The following is a 15,034-nucleotide window of genomic DNA, read 5'->3' as shown; positions in this document are numbered from 1 at the left end:
TTTCTCGACAATCAGCTCTGACAGCGGCTCCGGAAACGGAGCCGTTTCTATGTCTGGCTGAGGTAATCGATCAGCACCGTCATGGTGGCGCGCGCTTCATCCGGCCTGCCCTGATGGATAGCGCGGATGACGGCCACGTGCAGCGCAATGGAGCGATCCATGCGCTCCGGGCTTGCCTTGGAGTACCAGAGGCGGCGTGAATGCGTTTGCACCGGGCCGAGTGCTGCCGTGATGAAGCCGTTCGGGCAGGCATCTTCAAGGATTTCGTCGAAGGCCTTGTCGGCAGCGAAGAAGCCGGCGAGATCGCCGGTGACGGCGCATTCCTCCATCGCGCCGGCGCAGTCGATGAGGCGCGCGCGCTGCTCGTCGCTCGCATGTTCGGCGACGAGGCCTGCCGCGATCGGCTCCAGCTCACGGCGCACCTGCATGACATTGCCATGATCCTCAGCCGCGATCTCGGCGACCTGCAGGCCGACACGCGGCTTCACCAGGATCAGCCCCTGCCAGGCGAGCTTCTGGATCGCCTCGCGCACCGGCGTACGCCCGTGGCCTGCCATATCGATCAGCTGCTTTTCAGTGACAAGCGCGCCGGGCTTCAGCGCCAGCGTCACGATCAGATGCTCCAGTGCGAGATAAGCAAGATGGCTCTGTGAAGTCTGCAATAAGGAGCTCCGTCGCCAAGTCTGATATATCACATAGTGGCACGGTCAAAAACCGAAGACAAGTCGGCACTGAATATCATAATAGAGACAGATAGATAACATAGGCGAGGCTGCTGAAACTCGGCGACGCATTGACGTCTGCGCCGTGAAGGGTCCTACCACCCGCCGGCCTACTGAGGCACGCCGCCTCGCCCACGTCATCAGGCCGGCACCTACCCCTCGGTCACCCCTTGCGAAAAGCCCGGCTCGAAACCGAGATCGAATTTTGACACGGGTCTTTTGCATTGGCGAACAGATAACCGTCGGCGTTATGGATGGCTCCGAACTCCAGGCCATTCTCCGCGCATCGCCTGCAGAAAGCCTCGACGTCCTCCACGTCGAAGACCAGCTTGACGGTGGATTGACCGCTCCGCTGCCCCTTGGCGGCTTGATGCAGCATGATATTCGCACCGCCGTCCTGAGCGATGAGTTCAACGATCCTGTCGCCCGGCAGGCTGGTCGCCTTGAAACCGAAGTGTTTCTCATAAAAGCGCGCCGTTTCCTCGACATTCCCAGCGTAGATCACCAGCCTGTTGAGCGGCATGATGCTTGGCCTCCGATAGCGGTTGCGTTCGATTGACAAGAGTAGATGGACATCATGCGTTTTGCCACGGCGCATTACTCGTGCCGCAGCGCCTCGATGGGATTGAGTTGCGCTGCCCTTCTCGCCGGGAAATAGCCGAAGATCATGCCGATTGCCGCGGAGAAGAGGAAGGCGACGGCGACCATCAGCGGGCTGAAGACGAAGGGCACTTTCAGCAGCGTCACGGTGCCGAAGCCGAGGCCGAGGCCCAGTATGATGCCGGTGATGCCGCCGAACAGCGACAGCGCCACCGCCTCGACCAGGAACTGGGTGAGCACCTGGTTTTCGAGTGCGCCGATCGCCAGGCGGATGCCGATCTCACGGGTGCGCTCGGTGACGGAGACCAGCATGATGTTCATGATGCCGATGCCGCCGACGAGCAGGCTGATCGCAGCGACGGCGCCGAGCAGGCCGGTCAGCAGCGTCGTCGTGCCGGTCATCGCCTCGGCGATCTGGGTCATGTCGTTGACGTTGAAATCGTCCTGGCGGCCGGGCACGATCTTACGGCGCTCGCGCAGGAGATTTTCGACATCGGACTGCACCTTCGCGGTGGAGACGCCGTCGCGCGCCGAGATGATAATCTGCGGCACGTTGCTGTTGCCGCTGATGCGCCGCTGAAACACCTTGACCGGCATGATGACAACATCATCCTGGTCATTGCCCATGCCGGACTGGCCGCGCTTGGCCAGCACGCCGATGAGGGGGCACGAGACCTTGCCAACGCGGATCTGCTGGCCTGTGGGGTCGGCGCTGCCGAAAAGCTGCGAGCGCACCGTCTCACCGATGATGCAGCGCGCTTGGCCGCGTTCCTCAGCAGGGGTGAAATTGCGGCCGAGCGCCAGGTTCCAGTCCTGCGCGATGAAATAATCATTGGTAGTGCCGGAGACGCTGGTGGAATGGTTCTGGCCGCCGAAGATCACGGTCGCCGTCGACTGGTTGAGCGGCGCCACGGCCCTGAGGCCCCCGATCTGGTCGCGGATGGCCGCGACGTCCTTAACGCTGAAGCGCTTGGCCTCGGAGCTAGCCCGGCCGGGGCCGAACTGGCCGGGACGGACGAAGAGCATGTTGGTGCCGAGCCGCGACAACTCGGTCGAGACTTGCGCGGTGGTGCCGTTGCCGATCGTCACCAGCGCGATGACAGCGGCAACGCCGATGACGACGCCGAGCACGGTCAGGAACGAGCGCAGCATGTTGCGGCTGATGGCCCGCAGCGCCAGCTTCAGCGTCTCAAAGAACATGATCCGCCCTCCTCCGGTGCTCGACTTCCGTCTCCAGCTTGCCGTCGACGAAACGCAGCAGCCGCTGGGCATAGGCGGCGATATCGGGCTCGTGGGTGACCATGACGATGGTGATGCCCTGCTCGCGGTTCAGCCGCGTCATCAGATCCATGATCTCGACGCTGGTCTTGGTGTCGAGATTGCCGGTGGGCTCATCGGCGAGCAGCAGTGCCGGCTCGGTGACGATGGCGCGGGCGATGGCGACGCGCTGCTGCTGGCCGCCTGACAGTTCCTGTGTCTTGTGATGCTCGCGCCCGGTGAGGCCGACCAACGCCAGGGCTTCGCGGGCCCGATTGCGCCGCTCGCGCACCGCCATGCCGCGATAGATCAGCGGCAGTTCGACATTTTCGACGGCCGAGGTGCGCGACAGGAGGTTGAAGCCCTGGAAGACGAAGCCGAGCATGTGGCGGCGCAGCAGCGTCAGCTGGCTGCGGTCGAAGCCGCTGGTCGGAATGCCCTCGAAGATGTAATCGCCTGATGTCGGCACGTCGAGGCAGCCGAGAATGTTCATCGCCGTCGACTTGCCGGAGCCAGACGGCCCCATGATCGCGACGAATTCATGGGCGTTGATCGCTAGGTCGACGCGGTCGAGCGCGCGGATAGCCGCCTCGCCCTCGCCGTAGATTTTCGAGACCTGTCGGAATTCGATGAGCGGCGGGCTTGCCATCCGTCTCTCCGCCTAGTTCGCACGCGCCGTGGCGTCGATCACCAGTGCGTCGTCTTGTTTGAGGTCGCCGGAGACGACCTGTGTGAACTGGCCGTCGGATGAGCCGACCTGGATGACAACAGGCACTGGCCGGCCGTTGCGCAGCACCCAGACGCGGCGCTCAGCGCCCTTCAGCGCCGGACCGGCATTGTTGTTGCGCTGGCGCGGCGGGCCGAAGATGCCGAAAATGCCGCGGCCGCGCCTTTCCGCCTGCGCCGGCGCGTAGCGCAGCGCGGCGTTCGGCACCATCAGCGTGTCCTTGACGGCCTCGACGGTGACATCGGCCGTCGCCGTCATGCCGGGGCGCAGCAGCAGATCGGCATTGTCGACGGATAATACCGCCTTATAGGTCACGACATTGTTGACCACTTCGGAGGCGAAGCGGATCTGCTCGATCTCGGCGGGAAAGGTCCGGTCGGGATAGGCGTCGACAGTGAACTTCGCCTTCTGGCCGACGGCGATCTGGCCGACATCGGCCTCGTCGACATCGACCTGCAGCTCCATCTTCTTCAGATCGCCGGCGATGGTGAAAAGGATCGGCGCCGACAGCGAGGCTGCGACGGTGGCGCCCGGATTGACGGAGCGGGTGAGGATGACGCCGTCGATCGGCGATATGATCTTCGCCTTGGCGAGATTGACCTCGGCAAGCTGCAGGTCGGCCTCTGAGGCGAGAACCTCGGCCTCATTGATCTGTTTGGCGGCGACGGCGGAATCATATTTGTAGCTGGCGTCGTCGAGGCTCTGCTGGGTGGAGACGTTGCTCCTGACGAGGCTCTTCAACCGCTCGAGAGAGGTGCTTGCCGATTGCATATCGGCATTGGCCTTGACGACGTTCGCCTTGGCCGAATTGAGCTTGGCGCGCGAACTCTTCACATCCGCCTCGAGCTTGTTCGTATCAAGGAGAGCGAGCACTTCGCCTGATTTGACCGTGCTGTTGTAATCGACATTGACGTCGCGGACCGTGCCGGAAAGCTCGCTCGATATATCCACCTGCTCGGTCGGCTGTACCGAGCCGGTGGCGGTGACGAGCACCGTCAGGTCGCCGCGTTTTGCCGGCTGGGTGGCATAGCTCACTTCGCTTTGCCCGCGGCCCATATAGAAATAAGCGGCGACGGCTGCGGCAGCGATAAGGATCAGCAGGATGAACAGGCGTCCGCGCCAGCGGCTGCGCTTGCCCTGCCGTCCCGACGCGGCAAGGACCGCTGCGAGATCGGACGCCGCGCCTGTCTTTGCTCCGGTTTCGCTACCGCTTACGATTTTGTTCATGTCGTCCTCAATCCGTCAGTGGCCGCCTGCGGCCTCTGCAGCGAAATAATCACAACGCAGATGAACCGGGCATTAGCGTTGCCGCGGAAGTGGCACGGAATTGCGGATGGGGGAAATGAAATATTGGTAAGAAAAGTCAAGTTTCGGTGCGCAACCGTCGGTCAATCCGCATCCTCGGCAAATTGATCCGCGCCGGGCAAAGGATGCAGCCACGGTTCCCGCCGCTTGATCCAGACTTCATAGCCAGGCGCAAGGTCGGTCGGCGGAGTGTCCAGGGATCCCAGGCGAATTTCCGCCTCGTCTTCCCTGAGGCAGAAAAGCCTGCCGCCGCAGGCGGGGCAGAAGCTGCGGCCGGAGAAAGTGGCGATCTCGCCGTTATGGGAGAAAGCCTGGCGCGGCCAGACCGCGAAGAAGGTGAAGGCGGAGCCGCTCGATTTGCGGCAATCGGCGCAGTGGCAGAGGCCGATGCGAAGCGGCTCGCCTTCCACCCGATAGGCCACCGCCCCGCAAAGGCAACTTCCGGTTCGGATCCTCATAGAGGCGCCTTCAGGCGTCGAGACTTGTGGGAAGGCCCGGCGGGCGCCGCTTTGCTGCCATCAACAGGTCGAGTTCGGTGGCCGACGGGCCGAACTTGTCGTAGAGGCGCTTTGCCTCCTTGTCGTCCAACCGGTATTTCCTGGCAAATTCGCCGATGCTGTAGGGGCGGCCACGCAACACTCTTCGCGCCGGGGTCGCCGTATTCGGTGCGTCGGTCATGGGTTTCTCCTTTTCGTCACGTCCCCTTTAAGCTAGAGCGACCTGTCGATTTGGAAAGAGCCCGCGAGCCGCATAGCGGCTTCGGGCATGGATGGATGCGGTTGTTTTCCTGGAACCTTTTCGTTCGATATGCGCATTTTTTTGATCGAGGTTGCGGTGGCAGCCATCATTCCATCCTGAACCGGGTGTGGCAGGTCGTGCAGGTCTGCAGCATGAGGTGGAACGCGTGTTCCGCCGGCATCGTCGACAGTTCGTGCTCGTTGCGGACGTGAGTGCCGAAAGGACCGCCACCCATGGCCTCTCCGGGCCTCATGCGCATGCTGGCAGGCATCGGCCCGGGGTTCTTTTGCGCGGCGGCATCCAGCGCGACGGCGTAGTCGCGCAGGTCGCTGGCGATGCGGTCGAACCGGTCGCGCTCCTTAAGGATGTTCGGCCCGGCCTTCGACTGCCGACTGTCGGCCGCGGACGCGGACGCGAAATGTGCAGAGAGAACGCCTCCAGACCTGTCGCGGATGGTGTCGGCCGCCCATTTGAACTCGCTGGCCTTGTAGGTCGTCGAATCCTTGAACATGCCGGAGATCGTCTTTGCCGCTGCGGCCATGGCTTTCATGTCCGCCTGCCGAATGGCGATAACGTCCTCCTCGGCAGAAGCCATGGCCGCCGTTATCAGGACCGCTGCCACGAAGGCGAGCAGTCCGAATTTGTTCGCGTCAGCTGTTAATCTCATCGACGACGCCGCCTGGATTGGTGACCATGATGCTGCAACGGATATCCGATGCCGTGACCGGATATCCGTCTTTATCTGGGCAGCAAGAGGGCGGATGCGCGCCCATCAGGCGGCCCGCGCATTCTCAGCTTCCAATCGGCGTTGATCTGTAGCACTCAGATCTTTTTGCAACCGGGCGATGAGAAAGCATTAACTGTCGCCGGTTAGTCTGCGCCTCTCGCTCGGAGAGGATCGATGAAGAGTGGCTACTCGCTCGCCCAGATAGGACTCCACTGGCTGGTCGCCTTCATGGTGCCGGTCCAGTATCTGACCGGCGGCAGCATCGAGAGAACCCATCACGCCGTCCACATGGGTATCACGCCATCCTCTTGGGACGTCGTCCAGCACCAACTTCACAACTACGCGGGAATGGCGATCGGCCTGCTGATGGGCGTGCGGCTGGTTCTTCGTCTCCTTCAACCGCCCGAAACCAGCGGGCCGGATTCATGGGCCGGGCGGGCCGCGAAGGCGCTTCACTACGGCTTCTACGTCGCAATCATCGGACAGGCCTGCATGGGGTTCGTCGCGAGCTATCTCTCGTTCGCCATTGCGCCGTATCACGTGATCGGGTCGAGGATTATCCTGGCGATGGTCGCGCTGCACCTCGCCGCAGCGGCCTGGCACACGCTGGTCGCCCGGGACGAGACGGTCGACCGCATGGTGTTCTCGCGCCGGAAGCGGTCAGCCGAGAATTTCTAGAGTGGCCAGCGTCAGCACGACATAGCGGCCGGTCTTGGCGGCGAACACCAGGATCGTGAACGGGATGATGTTCGTGCCACACAAAAGGCTCGAACATTGACGACAGATGAGTTGCAATTGAAATCGAACTGCTTAGCATGTAGTTCGAGGAGCATGGGCAAGATGTACCGAATCGCAATGAGCAGGCTGCTCGTGATGATACGGCTGGTGATCATCGTATCACTGGCGGGGTACTCGCTGTCGAACGCTAGCGCCGCCATGCATGGCTCCTCGTTCCCCGAAATGGCAGCGGTCGTGTCCGAAACCGATGCTGTGCAGCATCACGATGGCCATGACATGACGAAGATGGCTGTCCATGACCATTCCCAGGGCGAGGCCGGCGGTAACGCAGATGGCGTATCGAAGCCCGTCAAGCAAGAATGCTGCAAGGATTTCTGTGGTGGGCTCGGCATTATTTGTGAAGGCCAAGATGTCGGCGGACCGGTCGTAACCTCGATCCGGCAGTTCATCGACGACCGGACGACCCTTGGCGAACTGCCGCCCCTCCACCGTCCCCCGAATATCTGAATAGAGACGCACCCGCTTGATCGGGTCTAGTCGGACGCTTGCCTGCTTCTGGGCGAGCGCCCTGTAGGCTATCTCCTATTCGGACATTTCAAAATGAAACCCTCGTTTTTCGTGGTGGGGCTGCCGCTTGTTGCCGGTGGCTGCGCATCCACGCTTCCTCCCGACGTGGTGGCGTTTCCCACCGCGGTCGTTCAGCCGTCCGCGCTTCCGGCGGCATACAGGTCGCCGATCACAGGTTACGTCGCCCGCCAGCCGGTCGATCCCAAACCCTGGCGCAGACAGAACGATCTGCAGTCTCCCATGAATGGAGACGACTCATGATCGGCACCACAAGACTGATCGCGGCGCTGGCATTCCCGCTCGCCTTGAGCGGCTGCGTTACAGGCGCCGACTATTCCCGCAAAGAGGCGGGCTTCACCTCCGTTGCCAACAAAACCGCCACTGTGACGGCGAAAGAAACCGTCTGGATCCAGAACCAGAGCCAGGCCCGATCGGCGGCCGCGCAGGTCAAAAGTCTGCTTGCTCGAACGAAACCTCTCGACGTCGAGACTGCCGTCCAGATCGCGCTGCTCAACAACAAGGGCCTCCAGGCCGCCTATGCCGATCTTGGCGACAGCGCCGCCGACGCCTGGCAGTCGACGATGTTCATCAACCCGGCCGTCTCCATCGGCACGACCGGGATCGGAACTCCGGAACTGCAGGCGTTCAAAACGATCGAAGGGATGATCACGACGAACATCCTGGCGCTCGCCACGAAGAACAGGGACATGGCGATCGCCGACACCCGCTTCCGGCAGGCGCAATTGATCGCGGCGGTGAAGACGCTTCAGGTCGCCGCTGACACCCGGCGCGCCTGGATCGGTGCGGTCGCGTCATGGGAGAATGTCGGGCAGCTCCAGCACGCCCAGGCGACTGCCGACGCAGCCTCGGAACTCGCCGAGAAACTCGGCGAGACAGGTGCAATGGCCAAGGGCGCCCAAGCCCGTGAACATGTGTTCGTCGCCGAACTCGCCGGAGAGACGGCGAAGGCTCGGCTATCGGCACGTCTCGCCAAGGAGGAGCTGACGCGGCTGATGGGTCTCTGGGGCTCCGACCTGGACTATCAGGTTCCGAACAGCCTGCCCCCGCTCCCCAAATCCGTCGTCAGACGCGATACCATCGAGAGCGAGGCTCTCAGGAACCACATCGACCTGCAGATCGCCAAGCTCGACCTTGAGGCCACGGCCAGATCCTACGGTCTCGCCGAGGCGACGCGCTATGTGACCGATCTCGAGATCCTGACCGGTTTCGAAACGGAACGGGAAATCGAGGACGACGAGACGAAAACGCGAACCACCGGGCAGGTCGAGCTTGAGTTCGCCATCCCGATCTTCGACACCGGCAAGGCCCGGATGCGCAAGTCCGAGCTGGCCTACATGCGGGCGGCGAACCTCTTGGCAGAGAAAGCCGTCAACGTCCGCTCGGAAGCACGCTCCGCCTACGAGGCTTACCGCTCGAACTACGATATCGCGCGGCACTACCGCAACAACGTCGTGCCGCTGCGAACCAAGGTCGAGGAGGAATCCCTGCTGACCTACAACGGCATGATCTCGAACACCTTCGAGCTGCTGACAGACACCCGCGACAAGATCAACTCCACCCTGCTCTCCGTCAACGCGAAGCGCGATTTCTGGCTGGCCGAAGCCAATCTGGCGCCTGCGATCTACGGCGGCGGCGCGACGAAGGCGTCGGCAGAGGCCGAGGTCGTTGCTGCTTCCGAAAGCGGCGGTGACGGCGGTCATTGAGAAAGGACACACCATGTTCAACAGACGACAACTTTTTGGAGCAAGCGCCGCTCTGCTCACCACAGCCGCCTGGACGAAGACGTCGGCGATGGGTCTGCCTGAGGCCCCGACGATGGAATCGGCGGAGATGCAGCCGCCGCTCCACCCTAGCTCCGGCCCGGAATACCAGCCGGTGGTCACCCTCAACGGCTGGACCCTGCCGCATCGGATGAACAATGGGGTCAAGGAATTCCACCTCGTCGCCGAACCGGTCGAACGCGAGATGGCGGACGGCATGACCGCCTATCTGTGGGGCTACAACGGACAGTCACCGGGACCGACGATCGAGGCTGTCGAGGGAGATCGCGTCCGCATCTTCGTCACCAACAAGCTGCCCGAGCACACGACGATCCACTGGCACGGCATGATCCTGCCGTCGGGCATGGACGGCGTCGGCGGCCTGACGCAGCCACATATTCCAGTCGGCAAGACCTACGTCTACGAGTTCGACCTCGTGAAATCCGGCACCTTCATGTACCACCCGCATTCCGACGAGATGGTGCAGATGGCGATGGGCATGATGGGTTTCTTCGTGATCCATCCGAAAGATCCCAAGTTCATGCGCGTCGACCGAGACTTCGTCTTCCTGCTCAACGCCTACGACATCGACCCGGGCTCCTACGTGCCGCGGATCATGGAGATGACCGACTTCAACATGTGGTGCTGGAACAGCCGCGTGTTCCCGGACATCAGCCCTCTCGTCGTTTCAAAGAACGACAGGGTGCGGGTGCGTGTCGGCAACCTGACGATGACCAACCATCCGATCCACATGCATGGCTACGACTTCGAGGTGACATGCACCGACGGCGGCTGGGTCCGGCCGGAGGCGCGGTGGCCGGAGGTGAGCATCGACATCCCGGTCGGCGCGATGCGAGCCTACGAGTTCGACGCCAGGCATCCCGGCGACTGGGCGATCCACTGCCACAAATCACACCACACGATGAACGCCATGGGTCACGACATTCCAACCTTCATCGGTGCGGACAAGTCGAAGGTCGCCGAGAAGATCAGGAAGCTGCAGCCGGAATACATGCCCATGGGCACCAAGGGCATGGCCGACATGGGCGAAATGGAAATGCCCATCCCCGAGAACACCGTTCCGATGATGACTGGCTGGGGGCCGCATGGTCCGATCGAAATGGGCGGCATGTTTTCGGTCGTTAAGGTCCGCGAGGGGATCTCGGCGGACGATTACTCAGATCCCGGCTGGTACGAAAACCCGCCCGGAACGCAGGCCTTCGAGTGGACCGGAGAACTTCCGGACGCGACCAAGGCCAAAGACGCGAAAACGCAAATCACGCCGAAGCCGACAAACGGCTGAGGTCCAATCTCAACATCGAAAGGAATTACGGATGAAGAATTATCTCATGGCACTGGCCCTCGCAGCACTCGCGTCGCCGGCACTTGCCTCAGGCAATCATGCCGGTGGCCACGGCGAGAAGATGGCTATCGGAGAACCCGGCGACAAGGCCAAGGCGACACAGACCATCCGCGTCACGATGAAGGAAACCGACGACGGAAAGATGCTGTTTACCCCGGCAGCCTTCAACGTCCGCAAAGGGCAGACGGTCAAGATCGCGATCAAGAATGCCGGAACCGTCGACCACGAATTCGTACTCGATCAGGAAGACAAGATCCTGGAGCACAAGAAGGTCATGGAGAAGTTCCCGGAAATGGAACATGCCGACCCCAACTCCATCCGTCTTCCGCCTGGCCAATCCGGCGAGATCGTTTGGAAGTTCACCACCGACGGCGAATTCAAGTTCGCCTGCCTGATCCCCGGTCACTACGAGGCCGGCATGCATGGCGACGTCACCGTCGCCGGCAAGTAATCTGCAACAAAGGAGCTACACACATGAAAACTGCAATGATCAAAATCGGCCTCGCCGCCCTGCTCTGCGCCAGCGCAGCCTTCGGCGCATTCGCCGAGGAATTCACCAAGGGTGTCGTCAACAAGGTCGACACAAAGGCAAAGAAGGTCACCATCAAGCATGAGGATCTGAAGAACCTCGACATGCCCGCGATGACGATGGTCTTCCGCGTCGAAGACCCGGCTCTGATCGAAAAACTGAAAGAAGGCGCGAATGTCGAGTTCGTTGCCGAGCGTGTGAATGGCAAGCTGACCGTCACCAATGTAAAATAACCGCCTCCTGCCGCCCGGGTCGGTCGATCCGGGCGGCAGGACATCGAGGAGCGCAGACGATGCACAGAAGAAGAAGTTTCATTGCAATGGCGGGCTCTGCCCTGGTGTTCCTGAGTGGAAAGGCCCGTGCCGCGGCTCCGGCAGAAATGACTGTCCATAAGGACCCGAATTGCGGTTGTTGCCACGAATGGGCGAAAGCAATGGCGGAGTCGGGTTATTCCGTCGATCTCCACAACACCGACGACCTTGCCGCAGTCAAGGCACGGCTTCGCGTGCCTTCCGAAATGGAAGGATGCCATACCGCTGTCGTCGAGGAATACTACCTTGAGGGACATGTTCCGCTCGAGGCCGTGCAGCGCCTGCTTCGAGAGCGGCCCCCGGTCCGAGGACTGGCCGTGCCGGGGATGCCGTCCGGCTCATTGGGAATGGGTGTCGATCCGGCCGCGGTCTATGACGTCTATGCGATCCCCTCGGAAACCAGCGCGCCATACGTGTTTATGGAGGTTCGTCCCCGCAAGGCCTGACGCCTCCAAGCCCGAGCTGTGGCTCAGGACAGACGCCGGCCGTCCTCGCCGAAGAGGTGCAGCACATCGTGGTCGAGGTGCAGCGGCAAGCTGTCGCCCGATTTCATCCGCTGCTGGCCGGCAAAGACCGCAATCAGCTTCTTCCCGCCTGCGTCGGCGTGGACGACGGTCTCCGAGCCCAATTCCTCGACAAGGGTAACGCGGGTATCCAGCCTGCCCGCCGAGCCCGCATCGGCAAGGGTAATGTGTTGCGGGCGGATGCCGATGCTGACTCTTTCGCCCGTCGGGCGTGCCTCCTTGGCAATCACCGAGAGACGATGGCCGCCGACCGTTTCGACCTCAGCGAAACCACCCTCGTGACCGACAATCGCACCTTCGAGAAAATTCATGTGCGGTGCGCCGATGAAGCCGGCGACGAAACGGTTGGCCGGCTTGTTGTAGAGTTCGAGCGGTGTTCCCACCTGCTCGATCCTGCCGCCTCTCAGCACGACGATGCGGTCGGCCAGCGTCATCGCCTCGACCTGGTCATGGGTGACATAGATCATCGTCGCCTTCAGGCGGGCGTGAAGGGCCGCCAGTTCGGCACGCATGCTGACCCTGAGTTCGGCGTCGAGATTGGATAGCGGCTCGTCGAGCAGGAAGGCATCCGGCCGCCGCACGATGGCGCGGCCGATGGCGACGCGCTGGCGCTGGCCGCCGGACAGCTGGCCCGGGCGGCGCTGCAGGAAAGGTTCGATCTCCAGCATGCGTGCGGCGTCGGTGATGCGCGCTTCGATCTCGGCCTTCGCCACCTTGGTGTTCTCAAGACCAAAGGCGAGGTTTTCCCTAACACTCATATGTGGATAGAGCGCATAGGACTGGAAGACCATGGCTAGGCCGCGATCGGCGGCGCTGATAGCGGTAACATCCTTGCCGTCGATGGCGATGCTGCCGCCTGTGGGCTTATCGAGGCCGGCGATCAGGCGCAGCAATGTCGATTTTCCGCAACCGGAAGGGCCGACGAAAGCGACGAACTCGCCGTCGTTGACATGAAGCGAGACATCGCGAATGACCTCGACGGCGCCGAAATTCTTGACGATGTTCCTGAGCTCGAGCCCGCTCATGCACTCTCCTGTTTCTTTTTTAAGATGGCCTATTTGAGCCCCGAGCCGGCGATGCCCGTCGTGATGAAGCGCTGCAGGAAGACGAAGATCAGCACGACCGGGATCATCGAGACGACGGTCATAGCGAGGATGTAGTGCCATTGCACATTGAGCTCGCCGGCATAGACGTTGAGGCCGACCTGCAGCGTATAGAGTTCCTTGCGCGACAGCACGATCAGCGGCCAGAGGAAGTCGTTCCAGCGCCAGACGACCGAGAAGATCGCCAGCACCGCCAGCGCCGGCGCCGACAGTGGCAGGATGATGCGCCAGTAGATCTGCCATTCGCTGGCCTTGTCCATGCGCGCGGCGTCGAGCAATTCGTCGGGGATCGTCAGCATGTATTGCCTGAGCAGGAAGACGCCCGTCGGGGTGGCGACCGTCGGCAGGATGACGCCCCAAAGGCTGTCGAAGAGGTTCAACGTACCGATGACGGAATAGAGCGGCACGACGATGACCGAAAGCGGCACCATCAGCGTCGCAAGGATCATCAGCATGACGGCGGTGCGGCCGGGAAACTGGTATTTCGACAGCGCGAAGGCGGCCATGGAATTGACGAGCAGCGTAATCGCCGTCGCCACGACGGTGACGAAAACGGAGTTGCGCAGGAACAGGAAGAAATCGAAGCGCTGGAACGGTTCGGTGTAGTTGCCGCCGGCGAATTCGACCTGACGCACCGGCGTGCGATCCTTGATATTCGCCTTGACGATTTCGCCAGGCTGTTTCGGATCGACCATCTGGCCGATGATGCCGATGCGGCGGACTTCAGCCAGCACACGGGTGCTGCCATCCGGCATTGCGACCTTATAGAGCGGCAACGGCTTGTCGTAACCCGGCACCACTGCCTGTTCGGTGACATAGGGCAGGAAGGAGGGCGGGAACTCGGCAAGGGCCGCCGGCGTCTTGAACGAGGAGAAGACCAGCCAGACGGCCGGGCCGAACATCAGGAAGACGCCTGAGATCAGCCAGATCCAGGTGACGATGTCCGTCCAGTGCCAGCCTCGGCCGCGGCGGCGAAGCAGAAAGGCAGAGACCGCGCTCATTGACGTGCTCCCTTCTTCTCGTTGCGGCTACTGACGCCGAGCTGGACCAGCGTCAGGATGACGAGCACGATGCCCATCAGGATCGAGGCAGCCGACGCCAGCCCCGGATTGCGCAGCGAACTCGCAAAGCCGGTCTCGTAGATATATTGGGTGATGTACATGGTGCTGGTGCCCGGCCCGCCGCCGGTCAAAACGAAGACCTCGTCGAAGATCTGCACGGCGCGGATCAGCGCCAGGACCAGCACAACGATGAGGTTCGGCATCAGCAGCGGCAGGGTGATGCGCCGGAAGATGCGGGTCGGGCTCGCCTTGTCCATCGCCGCCGCCTCGTAGAGATCCCGCGGAATCGCCTGCAGGCCGGCGAGCAGGATCAGCGCATAAAAGCCCATATGCGCCCAGACCGAGACGAAGACGGCAAAGAAGAAGGCCCAGAAACGATCGCTGAGCCAGGAGAAGGGTTCGAAGCCGAAGGGGCTCAGCGCATAGTTCAACAGGCCCTCGCGCTGCAGGATCCATTTCCAGATCAGGCCGACGACGACGGGCGACAGCAGCACCGGGAAGAAGAAGACGGCGCGCCAGAAGCCGCGATTGGAAAGCTCGCGGTTGAGGATCAGCGCCGTTGCGAGCGCTGCGATCAGCATCACGGTCACCTGGAAGACGACGAAGACGGCGGTGTTGCGCACGGCCGCCCAGAAGGTGTCGGCCGCGCAGGTCGAAGGGTCGAGATAAGAGCCGCAATCGAAGAGGATGCGGTACTGGTCGGCGCCGACATAGGTCCTGTTCTGCAGGAAGATGGCGCTGCCGCTCGTCGTCGAATAGATGAAGTTGATGACCAGCGGCAGCAGCACGAAGACGGTGAAGATCAGCATATTGGGCGCCAGGAAGACGCCCGCCATGCCGTTCAGCCCGGTCAGCTTCTGCCAGCCGCGCATGGGAATGTCGACGATCCCCATGACAAGCCGGACAGGCGCAAGCAGCGCCTGCCGCAGACCGGTTTTGACAGGTGGTTCAGAAGAATCCGTCTTCGCCGTCATCTGTTCT

General features: G+C 62.0%; 19 protein-coding genes. 8 read left to right on the top strand and 11 right to left on the bottom strand.

Annotation, left to right across the window (positions count from 1 at the left end; translation table 11 throughout):
* Positions 1-47: 47 nt before the first annotated feature.
* The 8 genes from G9X68_RS11180 to G9X68_RS11145 all read right to left on the bottom strand — a co-directional run bounded on the left by G9X68_RS11180 (position 48) and on the right by G9X68_RS11145 (position 6,016).
* Entirely contained in the window at positions 48-662 is a 615-nt protein-coding gene (locus tag G9X68_RS11180) for a GntR family transcriptional regulator (protein WP_171602419.1), read from the bottom strand.
* Between the two features lie 223 nt (positions 663-885).
* Positions 886-1,245: a VOC family protein gene (locus tag G9X68_RS11175; RefSeq protein ID WP_171602418.1), complete on the bottom strand. Its 360-nt coding sequence runs from the start codon at positions 1,243-1,245 to the stop codon at positions 886-888.
* Between the two features lie 74 nt (positions 1,246-1,319).
* The gene (locus G9X68_RS11170) at positions 1,320-2,522 is read right to left on the bottom strand and encodes an ABC transporter permease (RefSeq protein WP_171602417.1); all 1,203 of its coding nucleotides are present in this window, start codon (positions 2,520-2,522) and stop codon (positions 1,320-1,322) included.
* On the bottom strand, positions 2,512-3,228 hold the full coding sequence (locus tag G9X68_RS11165; RefSeq protein WP_171602416.1) for an ABC transporter ATP-binding protein: 717 nt from the start codon (positions 3,226-3,228) through the stop codon (positions 2,512-2,514). Before G9X68_RS11165 ends, G9X68_RS11170 begins: the two co-directional genes overlap by 11 nt.
* A 12-nt stretch (positions 3,229-3,240) precedes the next feature.
* Entirely contained in the window at positions 3,241-4,533 is a 1,293-nt protein-coding gene (locus G9X68_RS11160; RefSeq protein ID WP_171602415.1) for an efflux RND transporter periplasmic adaptor subunit, read from the bottom strand.
* A gap of 161 nt (positions 4,534-4,694) precedes the next feature.
* Positions 4,695-5,069: a GFA family protein gene (locus G9X68_RS11155; RefSeq protein ID WP_171602414.1), complete on the bottom strand. Its 375-nt coding sequence runs from the start codon at positions 5,067-5,069 to the stop codon at positions 4,695-4,697.
* 10 nt (positions 5,070-5,079) lie between these two features.
* Positions 5,080-5,289, bottom strand: a complete 210-nt coding sequence (locus tag G9X68_RS11150) for a hypothetical protein (protein ID WP_003586528.1) — start codon at positions 5,287-5,289, stop codon at positions 5,080-5,082.
* A 166-nt stretch (positions 5,290-5,455) separates the two neighbouring features.
* A complete protein-coding gene (locus G9X68_RS11145; protein ID WP_171602413.1) occupies positions 5,456-6,016 on the bottom strand; it encodes a cytochrome c in 561 nt (186 codons plus the stop codon).
* A 234-nt stretch (positions 6,017-6,250) separates the two neighbouring features.
* On the opposite strand from G9X68_RS11145, the gene G9X68_RS11140 reads away from it, so the two are divergent.
* From G9X68_RS11140 to G9X68_RS11110, 8 genes are all read left to right on the top strand, one after another.
* The gene (locus tag G9X68_RS11140) at positions 6,251-6,754 is read left to right on the top strand and encodes a cytochrome b (RefSeq protein WP_171602412.1); all 504 of its coding nucleotides are present in this window, start codon (positions 6,251-6,253) and stop codon (positions 6,752-6,754) included.
* A gap of 153 nt (positions 6,755-6,907) precedes the next feature.
* A complete protein-coding gene (locus G9X68_RS11135; RefSeq protein ID WP_171602411.1) occupies positions 6,908-7,321 on the top strand; it encodes a hypothetical protein in 414 nt (137 codons plus the stop codon).
* Positions 7,322-7,414: 93 nt separating this feature from the next.
* Positions 7,415-7,642: a hypothetical protein gene (locus G9X68_RS31855; protein ID WP_240603319.1), complete on the top strand. Its 228-nt coding sequence runs from the start codon at positions 7,415-7,417 to the stop codon at positions 7,640-7,642.
* On the top strand, positions 7,639-9,105 hold the full coding sequence (locus G9X68_RS11130) for a TolC family protein (protein ID WP_171602410.1): 1,467 nt from the start codon (positions 7,639-7,641) through the stop codon (positions 9,103-9,105). The genes G9X68_RS31855 and G9X68_RS11130 overlap by 4 nt, the downstream gene beginning before the upstream one ends.
* A gap of 13 nt (positions 9,106-9,118) precedes the next feature.
* Positions 9,119-10,465, top strand: coding sequence for a multicopper oxidase family protein (locus G9X68_RS11125; protein ID WP_171602409.1), 1,347 nt, complete (start codon positions 9,119-9,121; stop codon positions 10,463-10,465).
* Positions 10,466-10,496: 31 nt separating this feature from the next.
* The gene (locus tag G9X68_RS11120) at positions 10,497-10,976 is read left to right on the top strand and encodes a cupredoxin domain-containing protein (protein WP_171602408.1); all 480 of its coding nucleotides are present in this window, start codon (positions 10,497-10,499) and stop codon (positions 10,974-10,976) included.
* 23 nt (positions 10,977-10,999) lie between these two features.
* Complete coding sequence (locus G9X68_RS11115) at positions 11,000-11,287, top strand: copper-binding protein (RefSeq protein ID WP_168311881.1); 288 nt, start codon at positions 11,000-11,002, stop codon at positions 11,285-11,287.
* 59 nt (positions 11,288-11,346) lie between these two features.
* On the top strand, positions 11,347-11,811 hold the full coding sequence (locus tag G9X68_RS11110) for a DUF411 domain-containing protein (protein ID WP_171602407.1): 465 nt from the start codon (positions 11,347-11,349) through the stop codon (positions 11,809-11,811).
* A gap of 23 nt (positions 11,812-11,834) precedes the next feature.
* On the opposite strand, the gene G9X68_RS11105 is transcribed toward G9X68_RS11110, so the two are convergent.
* The 3 genes from G9X68_RS11105 to G9X68_RS11095 are packed head-to-tail and all read right to left on the bottom strand — an operon-like array spanning position 11,835 to position 15,027.
* The gene (locus G9X68_RS11105; RefSeq protein ID WP_171602406.1) at positions 11,835-12,914 is read right to left on the bottom strand and encodes an ABC transporter ATP-binding protein; all 1,080 of its coding nucleotides are present in this window, start codon (positions 12,912-12,914) and stop codon (positions 11,835-11,837) included.
* A gap of 29 nt (positions 12,915-12,943) precedes the next feature.
* On the bottom strand, positions 12,944-13,993 hold the full coding sequence (locus G9X68_RS11100) for a carbohydrate ABC transporter permease (protein ID WP_171602405.1): 1,050 nt from the start codon (positions 13,991-13,993) through the stop codon (positions 12,944-12,946).
* Entirely contained in the window at positions 13,990-15,027 is a 1,038-nt protein-coding gene (locus G9X68_RS11095) for a carbohydrate ABC transporter permease (RefSeq protein ID WP_171602404.1), read from the bottom strand. The genes G9X68_RS11100 and G9X68_RS11095 overlap by 4 nt, the downstream gene beginning before the upstream one ends.
* Positions 15,028-15,034: the final 7 nt, after the last annotated feature.

Source organism: Rhizobium changzhiense (assembly GCF_013087625.1).
Classification (GTDB): domain Bacteria; phylum Pseudomonadota; class Alphaproteobacteria; order Rhizobiales; family Rhizobiaceae; genus Rhizobium; species Rhizobium sophorae.
The sequence above is the reverse complement of the archived record's forward strand: the minus strand, read 5'-3'. Positions and strand labels throughout refer to the sequence as shown.